Raw genomic sequence first — 23486 nt, forward strand, 5'->3', positions numbered from 1 at the left:
TATTATGCATTCAAACGAGGGTGGGGAGCGGCGCGCCGGGCCCCTCACCGGCCCCTGGGAGGAGACGAGACATGTCCGATTTGCGGTTGCGCCGCAGTGTTCTCTACATGCCGGGATCGAACCAGCGGGCGCTGGATAAGGCGAAGACGCTGCCCGCCGACTCGCTGATTCTGGATCTCGAGGACGCCGTCTCCATGGAGGAGAAGGAGATGGCCCGCGATCAAGTCTGCGCCGCGGTGAAGGGCGGCGGTTACGGCCATCGCGAACTCGTGATCCGGGTGAACGCGCCGCAGACGCCCTGGGGCGACGGCGACCTGCGCGCGGCGATCCAGGCCAAGCCCGACGCGATCCTGATGCCGAAGGTGTCCTCGCCCGCCGTGCTGGAAAGCGTGGCCGACGCGCTGGAGGCGCTCGACGCCCCCGATTCCATCGCCGTCTGGGCGATGATCGAAACCCCGGCGGCGATCCTCAACATTCACGAGATCGCCAAGGCGCGTCGCGACCGCCGCAACCGCCTGACCGGTTTCGTGCTCGGCACCAACGATCTGGCCAAGGACACCTGGGCGCAACTGGTGCGTGGGCGCGTGCCGATGCTGCCCTGGATGATGCTGACCCTGGCCGCGGCCCGCGCCGAGGGGCTGATCGTCCTCGACGGCGTGTGGAACGACATCGCCGATCCGGAGGGCTGTCGCGAGGAGTGCCGGCAGGCGCGCGACCTCGGCTTCGACGGCAAGACGCTGATCCACCCGAACCAGCTCGAGCCCGCCAACACCTCCTTCGCTCCGACGGAGGAGGAGGTGCGCCGCGCCCGCCTCGTGATCGAGGCTTTCAACCTGCCGGAGAACGCCAAGCGCGCGGCGATCAAGGTCGAGGGCCGCATGTACGAGCGCCAGCATATCGGTGTGGCCCGCCGCGCCGTGGTCTGGTCCGAGACCATCGCCGCCCGCGACGCTGCTGCCTGAAACGCGAAACGGCCGCGCCCGGATGGGGCGCGGCCGTTTCGTTGTCAGAGGCTGTCAGGCCTGAAAGACTTACCAGCCGTAGCCGTAATCGTAGGCCGGGCCGCCCCAGGAATAGCCACCGTAGGCACGACGCGGCGCGTAGTAGCCGCCATCGTAATAGCCGACGTTGCGGTAGCCGTACCCGTAGGCGGGACGGGCATAGCCATATCCGTAACCGGCGACCGGGCGGGCATAGCCGTAGCCACCGCCGTAACCGTAGCCATCACCATAGCCGCCGTAACCGTAGGCATTCGAGGCGGCCGCACCGACGAGCGCGCCGGCCGCGAGGCCACCGATGACGCCGGCCGCGATCGCGCCGCCGCCGCCACGGCCGCGCCAGCGGGCCTCGGCATCGGTCGAGGACAGGGCGCCCACGCCGAGGACGGCCACGGCAGACAGAATCGCAAGCTTCTTCATGAAGTCTCTCCGAGAACGGTGGATCATCGATCCATTGGCACCCCAACGGGTACGGCCTGGATTCGGTTCACTCCCGATGTGCCGAAGCTCACGCTACGTCCTGTCGCATGAACGAAGCGGCAAGGGGCCGTTCATCCAATCGTCAGGATCGAACTACGAACCCGTGAACGGGGTCGGGCACGGCGGATCTTCGGCCTAACCTTGGCCATAGCGTGCGCTCAGCGCTCAGCGTCGGCCGCCGACTTCGTCGAGGTGTTCCAGAAGCATCGCCGGGTCGTCGTAGACCCTGACGGCGCCGGAGCGTTCCAACTCTTCCGTGCCGTATCCACCCGACAGCAGGCCGACTCCGAGCCCGCGACAGCGGCGGGCCGCCAGCATGTCCCAGATCGAATCGCCGACGATCACCGCGTGCTCGATCGGTGCGTTCAGCCGCTCGGCGGCGGCGAGGAACAGGTCCGGATCGGGCTTGGCGTATTTCACGAGGTCCCGCGTCACCACCGGCACCTGTCCGGGATCGACGCCGAGCGCGACGAGGTTGTGGCCCGCGGTCTCCATTCGGCCGCTGGTGGCGATGGCCCAGGGGATGCGGTTCTCGGTCAGCGTCGCGAGCAGTTCCCGGGCGCCCGGGAGAGGCACCACGCCCTTCGAGAGCCGGCCATAGGCCTCCGCGTGCAGCCGCCGCAGCCGGTCGATCCGTTCCGGGTCGATGGCGAGCCCGGTCTCGCGCAGGAGCTGGTTGGTGAACAGCCCCCCGCTCATCCCGATCTTGCGGTGAATGCGCCAGACCGAGAGCGGAATCCCCTCCGCGTCGAGCGCCTCCTTCCAGGCGAGCACGTGCTGGTAGACGCTGTCGACCAGCGTGCCGTCGAGATCGAACAGGAAGACGGTTTCGATGCGCATGGAGCGACTCCATCGGTGGCGGTCACCGAGACAACGGTCGCATGCCCCGGTCGATGCATGGGGGATGGCGCTGCGCGAGCATTGACCGGCGGCGTCCGAGCGGGTTGTGGTCGCGCCCATCCCGTCATGCTGTTCACCCATCTCGCCGACGACCTCTTCCGACCGCTCGCCTCGCCGAGCCGCGCCTTCAACGCGGCCCTGCTGCTGCACCTGCACGCCCGCGTGTTCGGCGACGCCGCCGAGCCCTTGCGCAAGAGCGAGCTTCTGGCGGCCATCGGCGACTTTTCCGCCGGCTGGAGCCAGGCCGAGATCGCCGACGACGAGGCGACACCCGTCGATCCGATCGAGCGGCGCTCGGCGGTGTTCCGGCGGCTGATCGAGGCCGGCTGGCTGGTGGAGCGGCGCGAGCGCTACGTGCCGGTGGTCGATTTCGACCCCGATGCGCGGCTGCTGATCGAGGAACTGGCCCGGATCGAGCGCGGCGAGACCCGCTCCTACGGCGGCGCGGTGCTGGAGGTGCTGAGCGCGCTGGAGAGCGCCATCGCCAGCCCGGCCGACCGCTCCGAGGCCCTGCGCAACGCGGCCAAGGCCTCGCGCACCTTCCTCGGCCACCTGCGCGGCTTGGCCGGCGCCATGCGCAAGCTCGAAGAGCGCATCCTGCGCGAGCCCGATCTCAGCGCGGCCTTCCGGCTCTATTTCGAGGAATTCGTCGAGCGCCACCTCGTCTCCGACTACCGGACCCTGCACACCCGCTTCAATCCGTTCCGCTTCCGCTCCGGCATCGTGCGCGAGGCGGGGCGCGCCTTGCGCGATCCGCTGACGCTCCGGGCGCTGGCCGACGGCAATCTGCGCGAGGGCCGCGCCGCCGACATCACCGCGGCCGAGAGGATGGTGCGTACCGACCTCGTCGAAATCCTCTCGATCTTCGAAGGCCTCGACCCGCATCTCGACGCGGTGGCCGACGTGGTGGCGCGGCTTGAGCGGCGCATCTCGGCCGCGCTCCGCTACCGCGATCCGCGCGATTCCGCCCGGATCGAGCGGGCGGCGGCGGCGCTCCGCGCGGTCGGCGCAAGCGAGGACGACCTCGCCGGCCTGCCCTTGCCGCAGATCTCGCTCTTGCGCCCGCCGATCGGCCCGCCGCAGCTCACGAATCCGCGCATGCCGCGCCGGATCATCGAGTACGAGCCCCTGCCGGAGATCGACATCGATCCGGCGATCGAGGCCTTCATCGCCGCCAAGGACGAATTCCGCCGCCGCATCACCGTGACGCCAGAGCGCATCGTCGCCTATCTCGACGCCCGGCTCGCTCAGGCGAAGGCCCTGCGCGGCTCGGACATCCAGGTCGATGACGTCGATGCCTTCGTCGTCTTTCAGCGCCTGCGCGAGATCGACGTTCTGTTCGACGGCGTGCTGCGCAGCCGCTACCGCGTCGCCCGGATCGAGGGCCGCGTCTCCAACGGCTGGCTCGACTGCCCGGACTTCATGATCGAGCGCATACCGCCCCCCGCCGCCCGGCGCGGAGCCGGCAAAGCAGGCTGAACGGACAATCCGATGCTCGAACCCTTCCGCGCCATCCTCGACGGCGAGGAGACGCCCCCGCCCGGCAGCGCCGCGCCGAGCGAGGAGGAACTGACCCGCGCGCTTCAGGTGATGCTGAAGAGCCAGTGCATCTACGCCGCGACCACCGGAATCGGCCGCTCCTACGAACTCGCGCGGCACTACGCGCCGTTCTTCCGCGACTACTTCGCCTGCCTCGGCTACCGCTTCGAGGTCGCCCACCGCGATCAGATGGTGTTCCTCGCCCTGCCGCCCGATGGCGTGCGCCACGACGCGCAAGGGGAACGCCTGCGCAAGGACGAGACGCTGGTGCTGCTGGCGCTCCGGCTCGCCTACGAGGAGGGTCTGCGCGACCACCGCGTCTCCACCGACGGCACGGTGGAATGCACCACCGACGACATCGCCGACGCGATCCGCTCCGCCGCCCGCGCCGAGCCGCCGGACGAGGCGCGCCTGATCGAGATCCTGCGCCTGTTCGCCCGCAAGGGCGCCCTGCGGCTGGGCGAGCGCGACCGGGCCGAGCGGGTCACGCCGTTGATGGTGATGCCGGGCATCACCGTGCTCTCGCCGGATGCCTGGATGGATCAGGTTCGCGCCTGGGCCTCCGCCGGGGAGGGAAGGGGGGCCTGACTCTCGGCCTGGGCCCAGGGCGCGGTGGAGAAGGCCCGTTCCAGGAAGGCGATCAGTGCCGAGACCCGGGCCGGGCGCGGCAGGCCCGGCGGCATCACGAGGTTGAGGGCGATCGGCGGCGGCTGCCAGTCCGGCATCACCCGCTCCAGGCGGCCCGACTTCAGATCCTCCCAGATCGTGAAATCCGGCTGCACCGCGAGGCCGAGCCCGGCGCGCAGGGCCGGCGCCAGGGCGTCGGCGTTGTTGGCCCGTAGCGGGCCTTCGGGCACGATCGTCACGGTTTCGCCGGCACTGTTGGTGAAGGGCCAGCGGTCCGGGGTCGGCAGGTAGGCGTAGCCGAGGCAGGCGCGGGCCTTCAGATCCTCGGGATGTTGCGGCGGTCCATAGCGTTCGAGATAGGCCGGCGTCGCCACGAGCGAGCGGCGCACCCCGCAGAGCCGCCGCACCCGGAGCGAGGAGTCGGGCAGCGCGGCGATGCGCAGACCGAGATCGAACCCGCCGCCGACAAGATCGACCAGCGCGTCGGACAGGTGCAGATCGACCGAGACCTCGCGGTGCGAGGCCAGGAATTCCGGCAGCACCGGCGCGAGATGAGCAACCCCGAAGGACATCGGGGCCGCGAGCCGCACCCGCCCCCGCGGCACGCCGTTGGCGTCGAGCGCGCGGGCTTCCGCCGCCTCGCCCGCGGCCAGCAACCCCGCCGCGTCCTCGCGTGCGAGACGGCCGGCTTCCGTGAGCGCGAGGCGGCGGGAGGTGCGGTGGAACAGCCGCGCGCCGAGCCGGCCCTCCAGCCGCGCCACCGCTTTGGAAACCGTCGCCTTCGACAGCCCGAGTTCGTCGGCCGCACGGGCGAAGGAGAGGGCGTCGGCCACCACCGCGAACACGGCCCAGGCCTCAAAATCGGGAAGTTTCGCCATTGCTCAAATCCGGAAACGATGCGTTTCAATCGTTTCCATTTTCAGGCGAGCAGGCAAGGGCCAGATTGCGCTCACACCGATCGCAGCCCGGACATGGATCCCCGTGGCGATCCTCTCGAACAGGAGACCCGCACCATGAGCGCGCACGGCATTCACCACGTCACGGCGTTTGCGAGCGATACGGCCCGCACCATCGACTTCTACACCCGCGTGCTCGGCCTGCGGCTGGTGAAGAAGACCGTCAACTTCGACGATCCGGGCACCTACCACCTCTATTTCGGCGACGAGGCGGGCGCTCCCGGCACGATCCTCACCTTCTTCCCGATCGCCCAGGCGGCCCCCGGCCGCGTCGGCATCGGGCAGGTATCGGAGGCCGCCTTCCGCGTGCCGCGCGCTTCCATCGGTGCCTGGACGCACCGCTTCGTTTCGCTGAACGTCTCGCATGAGGCGCCGGTGACGGTCTTCGGCGAGACGGTGCTGCGGTTCCGCGATCCCGATGGGATGCCGCTGGCGCTCGTCGGCGTCGAGGGGGCGGAGGCCGAGCCGGCCTGGACCTTCGAGGACATCGCGCCGGAGACCGCGATCCGCGGCTTCCACGGCGTCACCCTGCTCCTGCGCGGGGCGGAGGCGACCGCCGCGATCCTCACCGACGTGCTCGGCTTTGCGGAAGCCGCCCGCGAGGGCAGCCAGATCCGGCTGACGAGCGGGGCGGGCCTCGGCGGGTTCGTGACGCTTCGGGCGGTCGGCGACTTCCTGCCCGGCCGGCAGGGGGCGGGCTCGATCCACCACATCGCCTTCCGTGCCGCCGACGACGCGGCGCAGGCGGCGATGACGGAGCGGCTGAGCGATCGGCACGGCCTGTCCGTGACCGAGCAGCGCGATCGGCAGTACTTCCGCTCGGTCTACTTCCGGGAGCCCGGCGGCGTGCTGTTCGAGATCGCCACCGACGCGCCGGGCTTTGCGATCGACGAGCCGGTGGCGGAACTCGGGACCGCGCTGAAGCTGCCGCCCTTCCTCGAGCCGCATCGCGGGCGGATCGAGGCGGTGCTGCCGAAGGTCGCCTGAACCGACCGCACGCCTTCGCGTCCGCCCGGAATCGATCCGGGCGGTCGCACTTTCCTCAGACGGAACGGAGACAGCCATGACGAACGGCGTCACCTTCGACTTCATCCACCGCTTCGAGCCCGGCGCAGACGAGCGTGCGCCGCCGCTCCTGCTGCTGCACGGCACGGGCGGCGACGAAAGCGACCTGCTTTCCCTCGGCCGCGCGCTCTCGCCCGGCTCCGCGCTGCTCTCGCCCCGCGGGCCGGTTCTGGAGAACGGCATGCCGCGCTTTTTCCGCCGTCTCGCGGAGGGCGTGTTCGACGAGGCGGATGTCCGCCGCCGGGCCGGAGACCTCGCCGCCTTCGTCGCGCAGGCGCGGGCGGCCTACGGGCTCGCCGCGCCGGTGGCGGTCGGATTCTCGAACGGGGCCAACATCGCCGCAGCGACCCTGCTCCTGCACCCGCAGGTGCTGGCGGGGGCGGTTCTGCTGCGGGCGATGGTGCCGCTCGCCGAGAGCCCGCCGGCCGACCTCGCCGGCCGCCCGGTGCTGCTGCTCTCGGGCGCTCTCGACCCGATCGTGCCCGCCGAGAATGCCGAACGGCTCGCCGCGCGTCTTCAGCAAGCGGGCGCGGCGGTGACCCACACGGTCAATCCGGCCGGTCACGGCCTGTCCCAGGCCGATCTGGCCGCCTCCGGGACGTGGCTCGCCAAGAATTTTGGCGGCTAAGCTTCCCGCGACAGGGCCTGTCCGGAGCGGGGATCGGGGACTCGGCGTGACATAACCGATGTGGCGGGGGCATCGCCCCCGTCACGTGGCCTGACTCGGTGCTTGCCCCGTCACACCCAGGTGCAGCCTCCAGGTTTCACCCTCGACCGGCATGCCGAAGCCGGTATGAGTCGCGGTCTCGACGCAGGTGAAGCCGTGGCGGGCATAGATGCGCCGGGCGCTTTCCAGAACCGTATGGGTCCACAGCGTGAGGCGGGAATAGCCCGTGTCGCGGGCGAAGCCGATGCAGGTCTCGACGAGCGTCTCGCCGATGCCGCGGCGGCGGGCGAAAGGCTCGACATAGAGGAGGCGCAGCCGGGCGGTGCCGCCACCTTCATCGGTGAGGAAAACGGACCCCGCCAGGAGGCCGTCGATCTCCGCGATCCAGCACTGCTCGCGCTCCGGCTTGAAATTTCTCAGGAAGTCGGTGGTGGTCTCGCCCTCGGTGATTTCCAGGCCGCGGCCCCAACCGTGGCTCCGGGCGTAGAGCATCGATTGCCGGGCCGCGATCAGGCCCATATCGCCCGTGCGGAACGGGCGGATCGCGAAGCCCGGAACCGATTCAGGTCGCAGCAGCAGGCGCACGCGCGCCATCGCCTGCGCCAGATCCGCCCTCTGGACGGAATCGAGCTCGCCGACGAGGCTGGCCACGGCCGCGCGCTGCCGTCCGTCCAGGCCCTCGAATGCGCTGCGCCCGGCTTCGGTCAGTCGGATCGGCCGGGCACGCGCATCCGCGCCGCGGGCACGGGTGATCCAGCCCCGCTGTTCGAAGCGGGATAGGATCCGGCTGACATAGCCCGCATCCATGCCGAGCGTTGCCTGCACCGCGGACGCGGTGAGCGGCTTCTCCGCCCGGTCGTGCGTCGCGATCTCGAACAGCAGGCGTGCGTCCGGAAGCGTGACGTCGCAGCCGAGAAACTGATCGTCAAGCGCGCCGACGAGTCCGGTGTAGAACCGGTTGAAGCGGCGGACCGTGGCGATGACGTCGTCGGCGCTGACATCCTTCATGACCACAACGTCGACGAGAAAGTTGACGGAGTCAACCAAATAGACGGTCAGTCTGAGGTGAGCGGTATCGCCGTCGGCGAAAGCGGGGGCGCCGAGAGGTGCCTCGGGACCCCTTCCTTCCCAAATCCGTCTGATCCATCCGGAATGGCGGATTTGGGCTTCGCTCAGGCGCCGCCCAGAATGAATGGCACGGGTGCTGCCTGGATCGTCCGGGAGCCGTACCGTTTCGGCGACGGCCGGATACGCGGATCTGCGGATCGATACGCAGCGGCACCAACACGATGCCTTCCCGGCCGGACGCGCGACCTTAGGGTGACCGGTTCGTTAACGATGCCGTTCGATAAACGGGAACCCGCAAAATCCGCCTAGTTTTAAGCCAAGTGACCCTTTGCGCGCATGCGTTCGCGGCGGTAACCTAAGGAAAGATTTCGTCAAAACGGCTCTCAGGTGCCGATCCGGCAGGATAGGGTCATGATCCCGTGCTAGCGATCCCGCTTCTCGTTATTGTCGGACTATTGATCGGCTTGTTTTATCACTGGGGGATGCTTGCCGTTGCGAGCTTCTTTATCATCGTCGTGCGGATCATTTATCACTTCCACAACGGCCAGCTGGTGCTGGCCGACCTGTTGATGATCGCCGCCTCCCTCTGCGCGCTGCAGGGCGGTTATGTTTTGGGAGGCTATATCGCTTGCAGGAAAGACCTCTGATCGGCGTCAGACCCAGATGATACTGCCTGCAACCCACGATGCCGTTCCCCATAGAACAATCGAGGCGACAATAAACAGAACACCGTAAGTCAGGCGTGTACGGTCGGCGGGCATTTCAGTGATCGAAGTGCTGGGCGGTCGGGGGCGCATCTTGTCGTATGGCATGGATCGTATTGGGTTTGCGTCAAAATCGGCGGTTCTCGCATGTGTCAAAATACGCAGGGGGCGTGGAATGGCAGTAATCGAACCGGTTTCATAAACCTGCCGTTGCAGAAGATCTGTGCCAGTTGTTCCGCGAGTGGTGCCCGGACGCTTCGCCGAATGGCCCTGGTCTCGGATCGATACGGCCCCGTCAAATCACGGGTCGGTGATTGCTGTATCGATGCCGGCGGCCGCCCGGACCGGTCGTGGTCCGGGGCTGAAGCACCCTCAGATTGTGACGATCGAGCGCCGCTCGTCGCCTGCCGCGATCCCGCCCTTGCGTGCGGGAGGCGTAGCGTCCATTGCGCTGTCTCTCGTTCAACCTCGGGATAAGCGGCCGGGCCGGTGTACCGCCTCACCGACATTGCGATCTCGAATTGGTACCTCATCCGGCGCGAGCAGATCCGGATTCGGGGCGCGGCCGCGCTCGTCGGTCCCACGGGCGCGGGCAAGTCGACGATCTTCGATGCGGTCGGCACGGTGCTGGCCGGCAACAATGCGAGCCGGCTCGCGCTCAACGCCTCCGCCTCGGGCCGCAGCGCACGGACGGTGCGCGACTACTGCCTCGGTTGGATCAGCGACCCGGCCGAGGGCGGGCGCCCGACGCGCGAGGCCTGCGAGACCCTCATCGCGCTCGTGTTCGAGAATCCCGCGAGCGGCCGCATCGTCACGGTCGGGCTGGCGCTCGCCGCCCGTTCCGAGGAGCCGAAGGAGGAGACGCTTTCGCGCTTCATCGCCGTCGGCCACCGTTTCGAAATCGCCGATTACGTGCGCGAGACGAGCGAGGGCAGCTTCGTCGCGCCCTGGGCCGAGATCGCCACCGACCTCCGCCGCCGGGCCGACACGTTCGAGGAGTTCCGCACCTCCGGCGAGCGCTTCACCGCCGCCGTGCTGGCGACCCTGCGCGAGGGGGCGGCCGTGCCCGATCCGCGCCAGTTCCTGCGCACCTTCTCCAACGCGGTGGCGTTCAAGCCGATCTTCGACACCAGCGCCTTCGTGCGCAGCTTCGTGCTGGAGGCCGAGCCGCTCGATGTCGCCCGCATCCGTCAGTCGATCGAGACGTGGCGGCGCCTGCTGGAGACCATCGAGGAGTTGGAGAAGCGCCTCGCCCACCTCTCGCGCATCTGTGCGCGCTACGAGGGTTGGGCACGGGCGAGCCTCACCGCCGCCCTCGACGAGATGCGCGCCGCCGGCGCCGATCTGCGTCGCCGCATCCTCGACCATGCGGAGGCCCGCCGCCTGCTCGCCGAGACATCGGAGCGCCTGCGCATCGCCCGCGAGAGCGTGGCGACGAGCCAGGGCTTCGTGCGCGAGATCGACAGCGAGATCGCCGCCCGCAAGGCGCTGATCGTCGGTAGCGTCGCGGAGGCGCGGCTCGCGGCCTCTCATGCCGGTCTCGCCATGGTCTCCCGCGACCGGCGCGACCTGACCAACCGCCTCGCCGGGATCGTCGGCCTCGTGCAGGATGCCGGCCGCCTCAGTGCCCTTGCCGGCCCCCTGCGCCGGATCGATCTTCAGGCAGCGCGCATCGTCGAGGCCTGCGCCCGCTCGGGGCTCCGCCGCGAGGCGCCGCCGGAGGACATTTTACGGGTCGACGGGCCGTTGAAGGGGCTGCTGGACGGCCTCGCGCAGATGCCGGACGTGTCTGGCACCCTGGAAGAGGAGGCGGAAGACCTCGCCCTCAAGGCCCGCGAGCGCGAGAACGAGGTTCGCGGCCTCGATGGGCAGGTGAATGCCGGCCGTTCCTCGGCGGCACGCCTGTCCTCCGACACGGAGGCGTTCCGCGAGGAGTTGGGCCGGCTCGGCATCGAGGCGGCGCCGATCTGCGAACTCGCCGAGATCGTCGATCCGAAATGGGGCCCGGCCCTCGAAGGCCTGCTCGGCCGCGCCCGCGAGGCCCTGGTGGTCGAGCCCGACCGGCTGGACCGCGCCTTCGCCCTGCTCGAGTCCCGAAAAAACCAGTTCTTCCGCTGTCTCCTGGTAAAGACCACTGATACGGCGCGGCGCGCCGCGCGGCGCTTCGATGACGGGCCGATGGGCCTGATCGAGACCGACAGCGACCACGCCGAGGCCTTCCTCGCCGCGCGGCTCGGCGGCTACGATCTCGCGCCCGACGATGCGGCGCTCCGGAACATGAGCCGCGCCGTGGCGCCGAGCGGGCGCTCGACTTCGGGCATGGCCTATTCGGTCGTGCGCCCCGTGCCGCTGATGATGACCCGCGGCCAGCGCGGGCCCACCGCCGAGACCCGCCGCCGCCTCGACGAGGCGCGCGAGGAGGCGCGGACCCTGCGGGCCGAGGCCACGGTGATGCGCGAGGCCGCCCGGATCGCCGCGCTGCTGCGGAGCCGACTGGCGGAAGCGCCGATCGATCTCGAGGCTCTGCGCGCCGAGGCCGACGCCATCGAGGGCCGCCGCCGCAGCCTCTCCACCGAGCAGGAGACCGTCGCCCGCGCCGATGCCGGCGTGATCGAGGCGGAGCTGAAGGAGCTTCAGAAGGAGCGCTCGGCCTATCTCACCGAACTCGTGCAGGTGCTGGAGCCCAAACGCGACGCCGCACTCGCGGAGGAGGCCGGACTGAAGGCCCGTGTCGCGCAAGGGAGGGAGGCGGCGCGCGCCGCGTTCCTGGCCTACCGCACGGCGCTCAAGCGCTGGACCTCCGGCGACACCGTCCGCATCCGCCTCACCGGCACCGTTCCCGCCGACGTACCGGACACGGTGGCCGGGATCGCCGCGGCACGGGCGGACCGCGCCGCGCTCGACACCAAGGCGCTGGCGTCGCTGGCCTCGCAGGCCCGGGCCTCCGCCCGCGAGGCCGCCGACAGCGTGCGCAACCAGGGCCGCGCCGCCGAGCGGGATCTTGCCGAGTACTGCGCCGCGTGGCGCGTCGAGAACCCGCTCGGTTCGGGCGAGCAGCCGGCCTCGTTCGGCTATGCCTGGGCGACCCGCGAGCGCGACGAGGTGGCGGGGCACGAACTGCGCCGCTACCGCGACCAGTCGCTCCGGGCGGAGGCCGAGATGCGCCGCCTGATGACCGAGGATCTGCTGACCCGGCTCGCCGACAAGTTCGAGCGGATGCGGGCCCGGCTCGACGCCCTCAACGAGCGGCTGGCGTCGCAGACCTTCACCGGCCAGACCTACGCCTTCGAGGCGGAGGTGGACCGCCGCTACGCCGCCGTCCACGCGCTCGCCACCGAAGTCGCGCGCTCGCCCGACGCGGCGCAGGCGGTGCTGCCGAGCCCCGACAATGGGACGGATGGCGGACCGGATAACAGCCCGCTCGCGGCCGCACTCGCCGAGATCACGGCGCTGATCGAGGGCGAGGAGAACGCGGCGCGGCTGGCCGATTACCGCAACTACTTCGTCTACGAGATCGGCATGCGCGACCGGGCGGGCAACCGCACCACCCTGTCGAGCCGGGCGCTGCGCGGGTCGGGCGGCGAGGCGCAGGCGCCGTTCTACGTCGCGATCGCCGCCTCCATGGCCTCCGCCTACTATCCCGGCGACCGCCCCGGCGACGAGACGCCGGGCCTAGGCCTCTGCCTTCTCGATGAAGCCTTCTCGAAACTCGACGTCCGCAACAGTCAGTCGCTGGTCGATCTCTTCCGCGCCTGGGGCCTGCAGCTCCTCATCGCAGCGCCCGAGGACAAGCGCACGACGCTGACGGAAGTGATGGATACGGTCGTCACCGTGTACAAGAGCCCGGATCTCGGCTCGGTCCGAATCGAGGCCGAACATCCGTTGGAAACCGCCAAGCGGGCGCTGGCCGAAATCAACCCGGATCGGCGCGGAATCGACGCGTTCCGCCTGCCCAGCGCCGCCGAATAACAGCCGAGCCGCCGATCACCGTCCGGACGGCCGATCGGACGCCCGTTCATCGAACTTTATCCTCTCCGGGCATTGACGGGCCCGGCCACCCCGCGTAGAAGCGCGCCACTCCGGTGGATCGAGAGTCGCTTTCGGGTCGAGGCCAGGGGCTTCGGCGACCGTCGTCAGACCGATACCGGCATCACACCCTGACGTATTCGTCAGATCAGCGGGTAAGAACGCGTCGTTCACGGCGTGATCCTCTGCCTCACCATCGTCAAAGGCCTTGATCGGCCTCTGGCGCTATTCGTTTTGCCGCGGGTTCGCCCGGGGCCCGGCCGCTCCGCAAGGGGCTTCGACAGGTTTCAGACGGTGGCCGCCCTGCGCGGCCGGATGAAGAGGGCACAGGATGCCGACGATCAACCAACTGATCGCCCAGCCGCGCAAGGCGCAGAAGGCGCGCAACAAGGTGCCGGCGCTCAACGCCTGCCCGCAGAAGCGCGGCGTCTGCACGCGCGTCTACACCACGACCCCGAAGAAGCCGAACTCGGCGCTTCGTAAGGTCGCCAAGGTGCGCCTGACCAACGGCTTCGAGGTGATCGGTTACATCCCCGGTGAGGGGCACAACCTTCAGGAGCACTCCGTGGTCATGATCCGCGGCGGCCGCGTGAAGGACCTTCCGGGTGTGCGCTACCACATCCTGCGCGGCGTGCTCGACACGCAGGGCGTCAAGAACCGCAAGCAGCGCCGTTCGAAGTACGGTGCAAAGCGTCCGAAGTAAGAATCTCCGGACGGCCATTTCCACGGCCTCGCAAGGATGTCGCCGGCGTTTACGCTCAAGGCGGCCTGCGCGAGGCGCTTAAGTCGATTAATCTGAGAGCAAACAGATGTCCCGTCGTCACTCTGCCGAGAAGCGCGAGATCATCCCGGACGCCAAGTACGGCGACGTCGTTCTGACCAAGTTCATGAATTCCATCATGTACGAGGGCAAGAAGTCGACCGCCGAACGGATCGTCTACGGCGCGTTCGACATCGTCGAGAACCGCGCCCGCGCCAACCCGATCGAGGTGTTCCGCGCCGCGCTCGACAACGTCGCCCCGGCGATCGAGGTCCGCTCCCGCCGCGTCGGCGGCGCGACCTACCAGGTTCCGGTCGAAGTCCGCACCGAGCGCCGACAGGCTCTCGCGATCCGCTGGCTGATCCAGGCCGCCCGCGGCCGCAACGACCGGACCATGATCGAGCGTCTCTCCGCCGAGCTGCTCGACGCCGCCAACAACCGCGGCAACGCGGTCAAGAAGCGTGAAGACACCCACCGGATGGCCGAGGCCAACCGCGCCTTCTCGCACTACCGCTGGTAATTCGCCTGTCGAGCGCGGCCACCGGGCCGCGCTCCAAGCCCGCTTTCTCCCGGAGAGACCCCGATGCCCCGCACGCATGCGATCGAGGACTACCGCAACTTCGGCATCATGGCTCACATCGATGCCGGCAAGACCACGACGACCGAGCGGATCCTCTACTACACCGGCAAGTCCCATAAGATCGGCGAAGTCCACGAGGGCGCCGCGACGATGGACTGGATGGAGCAGGAGCAGGAGCGTGGCATCACGATCACCTCGGCTGCGACCACCTGCTTCTGGCGCGACAAGCGCCTGAACATCATCGACACCCCCGGCCACGTCGACTTCACCATCGAGGTGGAGCGCTCGCTCCGCGTGCTCGACGGCGCCGTCTGCGTGCTCGACGGCAACCAGGGCGTCGAGCCCCAGACCGAGACCGTGTGGCGTCAGGCCGACAAGTACGACGTGCCGCGCGTCGTGTTCGTCAACAAGATGGACAAGATCGGCGCCGACTTCTTCAAGTGCGTCGCCGACATCATCGGCCGCGTCGCCGGCAAGCCGGTCTGCCTGCAGCTGCCGATCGGTGCCGAGTCCAGCTTCAAGGGCGTGATCGACCTCATCAAGATGAAGGCGATCGTTTGGTCGGGTGAGGCGCTCGGCGCCAACTTCACCGAGGAAGAGATTCCGGCCGATCTCGCCGATCAGGCCGTCGAGTACCGCACCAAGATGATCGAGGCCTGCGTCGAGCTCGACGACGACGCGATGACCGCCTACCTCGACGGCGTGGAGCCGGACGAGGAGACCCTGCGCAAGCTCGTGCGCAAGGCGGTGCAGCTCCGTGCCTTCCATCCGGTGCTGTGCGGCTCGGCCTTCAAGAACAAGGGCGTCCAGCCGCTCCTCGATGCGGTCGTCGATTACCTGCCGTCTCCCGCCGACCGCGGCGAGATCAAGGGCCTCGACTTCAAGACCGAGGAAGAGGTGGTTCGCCACCCGACCGACAGCGATCCCTTCTCCATGCTCGCCTTCAAGATCATGGACGATCCCCACGTCGGTACGATCACCTTCTGCCGGGTCTATTCCGGCAAGGTCGAGTCGGGCGCCAACGTGATCAACTCCTCGCGCGACAAGAAGGAGCGCGTCGGCCGCATGCTCCTGATGCACGCCAACAACCGTGAGGACGTCAAGGAAGCCTTCGCCGGCGACATCGTCGCCCTGGCCGGTCTCAAGGACACCCGCACCGGCGACACGCTGTGCGATCCGAAGGACGCGGTGATCCTCGAGAAGATGGAGTTCCCCGAGCCCGTCATCGAGATCGCCGTCGAGCCGAAGTCGAAGGCCGATCAGGAGAAGCTCGGTATCGCGCTCTCGAAGCTCGCCGCCGAGGATCCGTCCTTCCGGGTCTCGACCGACCAGGAATCCGGCCAGACCATCCTTCGCGGGATGGGCGAGCTCCACCTCGACATCAAGGTCGATATCCTGCGCCGTACCTATAAGGTCGACGCGAATATCGGTCAGCCGCAGGTGGCGTACCGCGAGAAGCTGACCCGCCGTCAGGAGATCGACTACACCCACAAGAAGCAGACCGGTGGTACCGGTCAGTTCGCCCGGGTGAAGTTCGTGGTCGAGCCGAACGAGCCGGGCGCCGGCTTCGCGTTCGAGTCGAAGATCGTCGGCGGTGCGGTGCCCAAGGAATACATCCCCGGCGTCGAGAAGGGCCTCAACTCGGTCCTCGGCGCGGGCGTGCTCGCCGGCTTCCCCGTGGTCGACGTCAAGGTCGAGCTGATCGACGGCGCCTACCACGACGTCGACTCCTCGGCGCTCGCCTTCGAGATCGCCTCCCGCGCCGCCTTCCGCGAGGCGCTGCAGAAGGGCGGATCGGTTCTGCTCGAGCCGGTGATGAAGGTCGAAGTGGTTTCGCCGGAAGAGTATACCGGCTCGGTCATCGGCGACCTCAACTCCCGCCGTGGCCAGATCCAGGGCCAGGACATGCGCGGCAACGCCAACGTCATCAACGCGATGGTGCCGCTGGCCAACATGTTCGGCTACGTGAACCAGTTGCGCTCCTTCTCTCAGGGACGCGCCAACTTCACGATGCAGTTCGACCATTACGAGGAAGTGCCGCGCGGCGAGGCCGACAAGGTCATTGCCAAGTACGCCTGACGCGAACGCGTCAAACTTCCCCGAACAACGACACTGACGATTAGGAGGCCCTGATGGGTAAGGAAAAGTTCTCCCGTACCAAGCCGCACTGCAACATCGGCACGATCGGGCACGTGGATCACGGCAAGACGTCGCTGACGGCGGCGATCACGAAGGTTCTGGCGGAGTCGGGCGGGGCGACCTTCACGGCCTACGACCAGATCGACAAGGCGCCGGAAGAGAAGGCGCGCGGCATCACGATCTCGACCGCCCACGTCGAGTACGAGACGAAGAACCGTCACTACGCGCACGTCGACTGCCCCGGCCACGCCGACTACGTGAAGAACATGATCACCGGTGCCGCCCAGATGGACGGCGCGATCCTGGTCGTCTCGGCCGCCGACGGCCCGATGCCGCAGACCCGCGAGCACATCCTGCTCGCCCGCCAGGTCGGCGTGCCGGCGCTGGTGGTGTTCCTCAACAAGGTCGACATGGTGGATGACGAGGAACTCCTGGAGCTGGTCGAGCTGGAGGTGCGCGAGCTGCTCTCCAAGTACGACTTCCCCGGCGACGACATCCCGATCACCAAGGGCTCGGCCCTGATGGCGCTCGAGGACAAGGAGCCCAAGATCGGCAAGGAAGCCGTCCTGGCGCTGATGGCGACGGTCGACGAATACATCCCGCAGCCGGAGCGTCCGATCGACATGCCGTTCCTGATGCCGATCGAGGACGTGTTCTCGATCTCGGGCCGCGGCACGGTGGTGACAGGTCGCGTCGAGCGCGGCATCGTCAAGGTCGGCGAATCGGTGGAGATCGTCGGCATCCGTCCGACGACGACGACGACGGTGACCGGCGTCGAGATGTTCCGCAAGCTGCTCGACCAGGGCCAGGCGGGCGACAACGTCGGCGTGCTGCTGCGCGGCACGAAGCGCGAGGACGTGGAGCGCGGCCAGGTCGTGTGCAAGCCGGGTTCGGTGAAGCCGCACTCGAAGTTCAAGGCCGAGGCCTACATCCTGACGAAGGAGGAGGGCGGCCGCCACACGCCGTTCTTCACCAACTACCGCCCGCAGTTCTACTTCCGCACGACGGACGTGACCGGCGTGTGCACGCTGCCCGAGGGCACCGAGATGGTGATGCCGGGCGACAACGTGACCATGGACGTGGTGCTGATCGTGCCGGTGGCCATGGAAGAGAAGCTGCGCTTCGCCATCCGCGAGGGCGGACGCACCGTCGGTGCCGGCGTCGTCGCCGCCATCAACGACTAACCGCAAGCATCATCGACAGGGGACGTAAGAGGGGCGGGCCCTCGCGCCCGCTCCTCAACGTTTCCGCCGAGGTCAGGTCATGAACGGTCAGAACATCCGCATTCGCCTTAAGGCGTTCGATCATCGCATCCTCGATGCGTCCACCAAGGAAATCGTCTCGACCGCGCGCCGGACCGGCGCGCAGATCCGGGGCCCGATCCCGCTGCCGACCCATATCGAGAAGTTCACGGTGAACCGTTCGCCGCACATCGATAAGAAGTCGCGCGAGCAGTTCGAGATGCGCACGCACAAGCGGGTGCTCGATATCGTCGACCCGACGCCGCAGACCGTGGACGCGCTGATGAAGCTCGACCTCGCCGCTGGCGTGGACGTGGAGATCAAGCTCTAAGTCCGCGTCGGATTTAGAGCTTACCGTTTCATCGCGCGAGGGAGAGACCTATGCGCTCAGGCGTCATCGCACGGAAGGTCGGCATGACCCGCGTCTTTACAGACGCTGGCGAGCATGTGCCCGTCACTGTGCTCCAGATTGATCAGTGCCAAGTCGTGGCACACCGCACGACCGAGAAGGATGGCTACGTCGCCCTCCAGGTCGGCGTCGGCAAGGCCAAGGTAAAGAACGTGTCGCAGGCCGAGCGCGGCCGCTTCGCGGTCGCCAAGGTCGAGCCCAAGAAGAAGCTCGCCGAGTTCCGCGTGTCCGAGGACGCGCTGATCCCGGTCGGTGCCGAGATCACGGCCGACCACTTCATCCCGGGCCAGTTCGTCGACGTGACGGGCACCAGCACGGGTAAGGGTTTCGCCGGCGGCATGAAGCGCTGGAACTTCGGCGGTCTGCGCGCCACCCACGGCGTGTCGATCTCCCACCGCTCGATCGGTTCGACCGGTGGCCGTCAGGATCCGGGCAAGACCTTCAAGAACAAGAAGATGCCGGGTCACATGGGCGTCGAGCGCGTGACCACGCAGAACCTCAAGGTCGTCCGCACCGATCCGGAGCGCGGCCTGATCCTCGTCGAAGGCGCCGTCCCCGGTGTCGCCGGCGGCTGGATCCAGGTTCGCGACTCGGTCAAGCGCAAGCTGCCGGCCGATGTGCCGCTGCCGGGCAAGTTCCGTGAGAACGGCTCTGCCGGCGCGTCCCAGGTCGAGGCGGCCCCCGAGGCTCCGGCGTCCGAGGAGAACGCGTGATGAAACTCGATATCACCACGCTCGACGGCGGCTCCGCCGGCTCGGTCGAGCTCAACGAGGCGATCTACGGCCTCGAGCCGCGCGCCGACATCCTGCAGCGGATGGTGCGCTACCAGCTCGCCAAGCGGCGCGCCGGCACGCACGCCGTCAAGAACCGCTCCGACGTCGATCGCACCTCGAAGAAGCTGTACAAGCAGAAGGGCACCGGCAACGCCCGTCACGGCGCTGCCTCCGCTCCTCAGTTTCGCGGCGGCGGCCGGGCCTTCGGTCCGGTGGTGCGCGACCACAGCCACGACCTTCCCAAGAAGGTCCGCGCTCTGGCGCTCAAGCACGCCCTCTCGGCCAAGGCCAAGGCTTCGACCCTGATCGTCGTCGACGACATCAAGGTCGACAACCACAAGACCAAGGCCATGATCGAGCGTTTCGAGAAGCTCGGTCTGTCGAGCGCGCTGATCATCGGCGGCTCTGAAGTGGACGAGAACTTCGGCCGCGCCGCCCGCGCCATTCCGAAGATCGATGTGCTGCCCGTCCAGGGCATCAACGTCTACGACATCCTGCGCCGCGACACGCTCGTGCTGACGCGCGCCGCCGTCGATGCGCTGGAGGAGCGTTTCAAATGAGTGCCGATCCGCGCCACTACGACATCATCGTCTCCCCCGTGATCACGGAGAAGGCGACGAACCTCACCGAGCAGAACAAGGTCGTCTTCCGGGTTGCCCCGAAGGCCACCAAGCCGCAGATCAAGGAAGCGGTCGAGCGTCTGTTCGACGTCAAGGTCACGGGCGTGAACACGCTCACGACCAAGGGCAAGAAGAAGTTCTTCCGCGGGCAGCGCGGGCAGCGTTCGGACGTGAAGAAGGCGATCGTGACCCTCGCCGAGGGTGATACGATCGACGTCACGACCGGCCTCTGAGACTTGAAGCGTTAGGATCAAGCCGATGGCCTTGAAGACATTCAAACCGGTCACGCCGAGCCTGCGCCAGCTCGTGCTCGTCGATCGCCGTGAGCTCTACAAGGGCAAGCCGGTGAAGGCGCTGACCGAGGGCAAGAGCTCCTCGGGCGGCCGCAACAACCTGGGCCGCATCACCGTCCGCTTCCGCGGCGGTGGCCACAAGCGGGTCCTGCGCAACGTCGACTTCAAGCGTCGCGAGAACCTCAACGTTCCCGCGACGGTGGAGCGGATCGAGTACGATCCGAACCGGACGGCGTTCATCGCGCTCATCACCTTCCCCGATGGGAAGCAGAGCTACATCATCGCCCCCCAGCGCCTGTCGCCGGGTGACAAGGTGATCGCCGGTGAGAGCGTCGACGTGAAGCCGGGCAATGCGGCTCCGATCGGCTCCATGCCGGTGGGCACCATCGTCCACAACGTCGAGCTGAAGATCGGCAAGGGTGGCGCGATCGCCCGCTCCGCCGGCAACTACGCTCAGATCGTCGGACGCGACCAGGGCTACGTCACGCTGCGCCTGAACTCGGGCGAGCAGCGCCTGGTGCACGGTCAGTGCTTCGCGACCGTGGGTGCGGTCTCGAACCCGGACCACATGAACATCTCGCTGGGCAAGGCCGGCCGTAACCGCTGGCTCGGCAAGCGCCCGCACGTTCGCGGCGTTGCCATGAACCCGGTGGACCACCCGCACGGCGGCGGCGAGGGTCGTACCTCGGGCGGCCGGAACCCGGTCACGCCCTGGGGCGTGCCCACCAAGGGGAAGAAGACCCGGTCCAACAAGCGGACCGACACCTTCATCCTGTCCAGCCGCCATAACCGCAAGAAGTAACAGCCATGGCACGTTCCCTCTGGAAAGGGCCGTTCGTCGACGGCTACCTCCTCAAGAAGGCCGACGCCGCCCGCGGCGGCAGCCGCAACGAGGTCGTCAAGATCTGGAGCCGTCGCTCCACGATCCTTCCGCAGTTCGTGGGCATCACCTTCGGTGTGCACAACGGACACAAGCATATCCCGGTCTACGTCACCGAGGAGATGGTCGGTCACAAGTTCGGCGAATTCTCGCCGACCCGCACCTTCCCCGGTCACGCGGCCGACAAGAAGGCAAAGAGGCGCTGAGATGGGCAAGCCTGCCACCCCCCGCGCGCTCCCCGAGAACGAGGCGAAGGCCGTCGCGCGGATGCTCCGCGTGTCGCCCCAGAAGCTCAACCTCGTGGCGGCGTTGATCCGCGGCAAGAAGGTCGATACGGCCCTTGCCGATCTCGAATTCTCCCGCAAGCGCATCGCCCGCGATGTGAAGAAGTGCCTGGAGAGCGCGATCGCCAACGCCGAGAACAACCACGATCTCGACGTGGACGATCTCGTCGTCTCCCAGGCCTTCGTCGGCAAGGCGCTGGTGCTCAAGCGCTTCCACGCCCGTGCCCGCGGTCGCGGCGCGCGCATCCTGAAGCCCTTTGCGAACCTCACGATCGTGGTTCGCGAAGTGCGCGCTGAAGCGGCCTGAGGAGTTTACCGATGGGTCAGAAGATCAATCCGATCGGCCTGCGTCTCGGCATCAATCGGACCTGGGATTCCCGCTGGTTCGCCGAGAAGGGCGAGTACGCCAAGCTGATGCATGAGGACGTGGCCATCCGCGCCGCCCTCATGAAGCAGCTCAAGCAGGCCGCCGTCTCGAAGATCGTCATCGAGCGCCCGCACCGGAAGTGCCGCGTCACCATCCACTCGGGCCGTCCGGGCGTGGTGATCGGCAAGAAGGGCGCGGACATCGAGAAGCTGCGCAAGCTCGTCGGCACGATGACCAAGGCCGACGTGACCATCAACATCGTCGAGGTGCGTAAGCCCGAGATCGATGCCACCCTGGTGGCCGAGTCGATCGCGCAGCAGCTCGAGCGCCGTGTCGCCTTCCGTCGCGCCATGAAGCGCGCCGTGCAGTCGGCCATGCGTCTCGGCGCCGAGGGCATCCGCATCAACTGCGCCGGCCGTCTCGGCGGCGCGGAAATCGCCCGCACCGAGTGGTACCGCGAGGGCCGCGTGCCCCTGCATACGCTTCGTGCGGATGTCGATTACGGCACCGCCACTGCCTTCACGACCTACGGGACGTGCGGCATCAAGGTGTGGGTGTTCAAGGGCGAGATCCTCGAGCACGACCCGATGGCGCAGGATAAGAAGGCCCAGGAAGAGGGTGGCCGTTCCGGCGGGCGCCGCGAGCGTGACGGTGATGACCGGGGTGGCCGCGGCCGCCGCGAGCCGTCGCACGCCTGACGCTCGATCAAGCAGAAATCTTGAGAGGCTGCCATGCTGCAACCCAAGAAGACCAAATTTCGTAAGCAGTTCAAGGGTCGCATCAGTGGCGCGGCCAAGGGCGGCTTCGAGCTGAACTTCGGCCAATTCGGCCTCAAGTGCCTGGAGCCCGAGCGCATCACCGCGCGGCAGATCGAGGCGGCCCGCCGCGCGATTACCCGCGAGATGAAGCGTCAGGGCCGGGTGTGGATCCGGGTGTTCCCGGATCTGCCCGTCACCGCCAAGCCCACCGAGGTCCGCATGGGCTCCGGTAAGGGTGCGCCGGAATACTGGGCGGCCCGGGTTCACCCCGGCCGCATCATGTTCGAGGTGGATGGCGTTGCCGAGGACATCGCCCGCGAGGCCCTGCGCCTCGGAGCCGCGAAGCTGCCGGTGCGCACCCGCGTCATCCAGCGCATCGCTGATTGATAGGAAGAGATCATGAAGTCCGACCAGAGACTGTCTGATCTGCGCGCTCTGTCGGCGGATCAGCTTTCCGACGAGCTCATCAGCCTGAAGAAGGAGCAGTTCAACCTGCGCTTCCAGGGCGCGACGGGCCAACTTGAGAACGTCGCCCGGGTCCGTGAGGTCCGCCGCGACATCGCCCGTGTCCGCACGCTGCAGCGTCAGAAGACGCTGGACGCGGCCAAGGCCTGAGGAGATTCCACATGCCCAAGCGCGTCCTTCAAGGCGTCGTCGTCAGCGACAAGACCGATAAGACCATCGTCGTGAAGGTGGAGCGTCGCTTCACCCATCCGGTGATGAAGAAGACGGTTCGCCGTTCGAAGAACTACCATGCGCACGACGAGGCCAATACGGCCAAGATCGGCCAGACGGTGTTCATCGAGGAGTCCCGTCCCTATTCCAAGACCAAGACCTGGAAGCTGGTCGAGGACCAGGCTGCGGCGGCCGAAGCGGCCGGCACGGCGGCTTAGTAGCCTTCTCCATAAGAGTGACGGTGCGGGCGTGGAGCGTGAGCTCCGCGCCCGTTTTCGTTCGTCTGCGGGAAACGGGAGCTGCATGCCCGCGGCGTGCTGCCTCCGCCCGGCGGTCACGATGCCACGCTTGGCTAGGCTGTCGTTCTTGGTGAGCTGAGGCGCGGATCCGTCGGCCCTGCCGATTGGTCGGCCGTAGACGTGTGGCAGGGGCGAGAGGCGCTGCCGTGCTCTCGATGCCGGCGCATTTACTGCGCGTTCGGCCGAGCAGGAATTTTCAAGTGCTGCCCGTGTGGAAGGACGCGCGCAGGCCTCGAAACGTGAGCCGGCAAGCACGCAAACGATGAGGGAGCACATCCAAAGCATATCAAAAGATCGGTCGGGATCTTGAAATATTGCGCAGAGGCACTATATAACAGCTAATATACAACAATTTGGTAGTTTTAGAGATAACTGTTT

General features: G+C 67.8%; 26 protein-coding genes. 22 read left to right on the forward strand and 4 right to left on the reverse strand.

The window, feature by feature from the left end; all coding sequences use genetic code 11:
- The first annotated feature begins 71 nt into the window (after nucleotides 1–71).
- A complete protein-coding gene (locus Y590_RS09900) occupies nucleotides 72–962 on the forward strand; it encodes an HpcH/HpaI aldolase/citrate lyase family protein (RefSeq protein WP_060769701.1) in 891 nt (296 codons plus the stop codon).
- Between the two features lie 69 nt (nucleotides 963–1031).
- Here Y590_RS09900 and Y590_RS09905 read toward each other — a convergent pair whose 3' ends face one another.
- Both Y590_RS09905 and Y590_RS09910 read right to left on the reverse strand, forming a co-directional pair.
- Nucleotides 1032–1445 carry a twin-arginine translocation signal domain-containing protein gene (locus Y590_RS09905; protein ID WP_286161884.1) on the reverse strand — a complete coding sequence of 138 codons (414 nt, stop codon included), beginning with the start codon at nucleotides 1443–1445 and terminating at the stop codon, nucleotides 1032–1034.
- A gap of 198 nt (nucleotides 1446–1643) precedes the next feature.
- A complete protein-coding gene (locus Y590_RS09910; RefSeq protein ID WP_060769703.1) occupies nucleotides 1644–2318 on the reverse strand; it encodes an HAD family hydrolase in 675 nt (224 codons plus the stop codon).
- A 126-nt stretch (nucleotides 2319–2444) separates the two neighbouring features.
- Here Y590_RS09910 and Y590_RS09915 point away from each other — a divergent pair, with 126 nt between their 5' ends.
- On the forward strand, nucleotides 2445–3857 hold the full coding sequence (locus tag Y590_RS09915) for a Wadjet anti-phage system protein JetA family protein (RefSeq protein ID WP_060769704.1): 1413 nt from the start codon (nucleotides 2445–2447) through the stop codon (nucleotides 3855–3857).
- A 12-nt stretch (nucleotides 3858–3869) separates the two neighbouring features.
- Entirely contained in the window at nucleotides 3870–4505 is a 636-nt protein-coding gene (locus Y590_RS09920) for a DUF4194 domain-containing protein (RefSeq protein ID WP_060769705.1), read from the forward strand.
- Here the strand turns inward: Y590_RS09920 and Y590_RS09925 are convergent.
- The gene (locus tag Y590_RS09925) at nucleotides 4460–5422 is read right to left on the reverse strand and encodes a LysR family transcriptional regulator (protein ID WP_060769706.1); all 963 of its coding nucleotides are present in this window, start codon (nucleotides 5420–5422) and stop codon (nucleotides 4460–4462) included. The genes Y590_RS09920 and Y590_RS09925 overlap by 46 nt on opposite strands.
- Before the next feature lie 135 nt (nucleotides 5423–5557).
- Between Y590_RS09925 and Y590_RS09930 the strand changes: the two genes are divergently transcribed.
- Together Y590_RS09930 and Y590_RS09935 are read left to right on the forward strand one after the other, a co-directional pair.
- The gene (locus Y590_RS09930; RefSeq protein ID WP_060772238.1) at nucleotides 5558–6487 is read left to right on the forward strand and encodes a ring-cleaving dioxygenase; all 930 of its coding nucleotides are present in this window, start codon (nucleotides 5558–5560) and stop codon (nucleotides 6485–6487) included.
- A 76-nt stretch (nucleotides 6488–6563) separates the two neighbouring features.
- Nucleotides 6564–7193, forward strand: a complete 630-nt coding sequence (locus tag Y590_RS09935) for an alpha/beta hydrolase (RefSeq protein WP_060769707.1) — start codon at nucleotides 6564–6566, stop codon at nucleotides 7191–7193.
- An 81-nt stretch (nucleotides 7194–7274) separates the two neighbouring features.
- Here Y590_RS09935 and Y590_RS09940 read toward each other — a convergent pair whose 3' ends face one another.
- Entirely contained in the window at nucleotides 7275–8240 is a 966-nt protein-coding gene (locus tag Y590_RS09940) for a bifunctional helix-turn-helix transcriptional regulator/GNAT family N-acetyltransferase (RefSeq protein ID WP_060772239.1), read from the reverse strand.
- Nucleotides 8241–8719: 479 nt separating this feature from the next.
- On the opposite strand from Y590_RS09940, the gene Y590_RS09945 reads away from it, so the two are divergent.
- The 17 genes from Y590_RS09945 (at nucleotide 8720) to rpsQ (ending at nucleotide 23027) form a co-directional block, all read left to right on the forward strand.
- Nucleotides 8720–8947, forward strand: a complete 228-nt coding sequence (locus Y590_RS09945) for a hypothetical protein (RefSeq protein WP_060769708.1) — start codon at nucleotides 8720–8722, stop codon at nucleotides 8945–8947.
- 546 nt (nucleotides 8948–9493) lie between these two features.
- On the forward strand, nucleotides 9494–12973 hold the full coding sequence (locus Y590_RS09950; RefSeq protein WP_060769709.1) for an SbcC/MukB-like Walker B domain-containing protein: 3480 nt from the start codon (nucleotides 9494–9496) through the stop codon (nucleotides 12971–12973).
- A gap of 388 nt (nucleotides 12974–13361) precedes the next feature.
- Nucleotides 13362–13733, forward strand: a complete 372-nt coding sequence (rpsL, locus tag Y590_RS09955; protein WP_004447775.1) for a 30S ribosomal protein S12 — start codon at nucleotides 13362–13364, stop codon at nucleotides 13731–13733.
- Nucleotides 13734–13839: 106 nt separating this feature from the next.
- The gene (rpsG, locus tag Y590_RS09960) at nucleotides 13840–14310 is read left to right on the forward strand and encodes a 30S ribosomal protein S7 (protein ID WP_004447768.1); all 471 of its coding nucleotides are present in this window, start codon (nucleotides 13840–13842) and stop codon (nucleotides 14308–14310) included.
- 63 nt (nucleotides 14311–14373) lie between these two features.
- Entirely contained in the window at nucleotides 14374–16449 is a 2076-nt protein-coding gene (gene fusA, locus Y590_RS09965; RefSeq protein WP_060769710.1) for an elongation factor G, read from the forward strand.
- A 53-nt stretch (nucleotides 16450–16502) separates the two neighbouring features.
- The gene (gene tuf / locus Y590_RS09970; protein ID WP_060769711.1) at nucleotides 16503–17693 is read left to right on the forward strand and encodes an elongation factor Tu; all 1191 of its coding nucleotides are present in this window, start codon (nucleotides 16503–16505) and stop codon (nucleotides 17691–17693) included.
- Nucleotides 17694–17772: 79 nt separating this feature from the next.
- On the forward strand, nucleotides 17773–18081 hold the full coding sequence (gene rpsJ / locus Y590_RS09975) for a 30S ribosomal protein S10 (protein WP_003597088.1): 309 nt from the start codon (nucleotides 17773–17775) through the stop codon (nucleotides 18079–18081).
- Nucleotides 18082–18131: 50 nt separating this feature from the next.
- Nucleotides 18132–18872, forward strand: coding sequence for a 50S ribosomal protein L3 (gene rplC, locus Y590_RS09980; protein ID WP_060769712.1), 741 nt, complete (start codon nucleotides 18132–18134; stop codon nucleotides 18870–18872).
- Nucleotides 18872–19492 carry a 50S ribosomal protein L4 gene (gene rplD, locus Y590_RS09985; RefSeq protein ID WP_003597092.1) on the forward strand — a complete coding sequence of 207 codons (621 nt, stop codon included), beginning with the start codon at nucleotides 18872–18874 and terminating at the stop codon, nucleotides 19490–19492. The genes rplC and rplD overlap by 1 nt, the downstream gene beginning before the upstream one ends.
- Nucleotides 19489–19785 (forward strand): 50S ribosomal protein L23, encoded by a 297-nt coding sequence (locus Y590_RS09990; RefSeq protein ID WP_003597094.1) that lies wholly within the window; start codon nucleotides 19489–19491, stop codon nucleotides 19783–19785. The genes rplD and Y590_RS09990 overlap by 4 nt, the downstream gene beginning before the upstream one ends.
- 25 nt (nucleotides 19786–19810) lie before the next feature.
- A complete protein-coding gene (gene rplB, locus Y590_RS09995; protein ID WP_060769713.1) occupies nucleotides 19811–20647 on the forward strand; it encodes a 50S ribosomal protein L2 in 837 nt (278 codons plus the stop codon).
- Between the two features lie 5 nt (nucleotides 20648–20652).
- Nucleotides 20653–20931 carry a 30S ribosomal protein S19 gene (gene rpsS / locus Y590_RS10000; RefSeq protein ID WP_003597098.1) on the forward strand — a complete coding sequence of 93 codons (279 nt, stop codon included), beginning with the start codon at nucleotides 20653–20655 and terminating at the stop codon, nucleotides 20929–20931.
- 1 nt (nucleotide 20932) lies between these two features.
- On the forward strand, nucleotides 20933–21316 hold the full coding sequence (gene rplV, locus Y590_RS10005; RefSeq protein WP_003597100.1) for a 50S ribosomal protein L22: 384 nt from the start codon (nucleotides 20933–20935) through the stop codon (nucleotides 21314–21316).
- 11 nt (nucleotides 21317–21327) lie between these two features.
- Nucleotides 21328–22074: a 30S ribosomal protein S3 gene (gene rpsC / locus Y590_RS10010; protein ID WP_003597102.1), complete on the forward strand. Its 747-nt coding sequence runs from the start codon at nucleotides 21328–21330 to the stop codon at nucleotides 22072–22074.
- Between the two features lie 33 nt (nucleotides 22075–22107).
- Nucleotides 22108–22521 (forward strand): 50S ribosomal protein L16, encoded by a 414-nt coding sequence (gene rplP / locus Y590_RS10015; RefSeq protein ID WP_003597105.1) that lies wholly within the window; start codon nucleotides 22108–22110, stop codon nucleotides 22519–22521.
- Between the two features lie 12 nt (nucleotides 22522–22533).
- A complete protein-coding gene (rpmC, locus tag Y590_RS10020) occupies nucleotides 22534–22749 on the forward strand; it encodes a 50S ribosomal protein L29 (protein WP_003597107.1) in 216 nt (71 codons plus the stop codon).
- A gap of 11 nt (nucleotides 22750–22760) precedes the next feature.
- On the forward strand, nucleotides 22761–23027 hold the full coding sequence (rpsQ, locus tag Y590_RS10025) for a 30S ribosomal protein S17 (RefSeq protein ID WP_060769714.1): 267 nt from the start codon (nucleotides 22761–22763) through the stop codon (nucleotides 23025–23027).
- Nucleotides 23028–23486: the final 459 nt, after the last annotated feature.

Source organism: Methylobacterium sp. AMS5 (assembly GCF_001542815.1).
Taxonomy (GTDB): domain Bacteria; phylum Pseudomonadota; class Alphaproteobacteria; order Rhizobiales; family Beijerinckiaceae; genus Methylobacterium.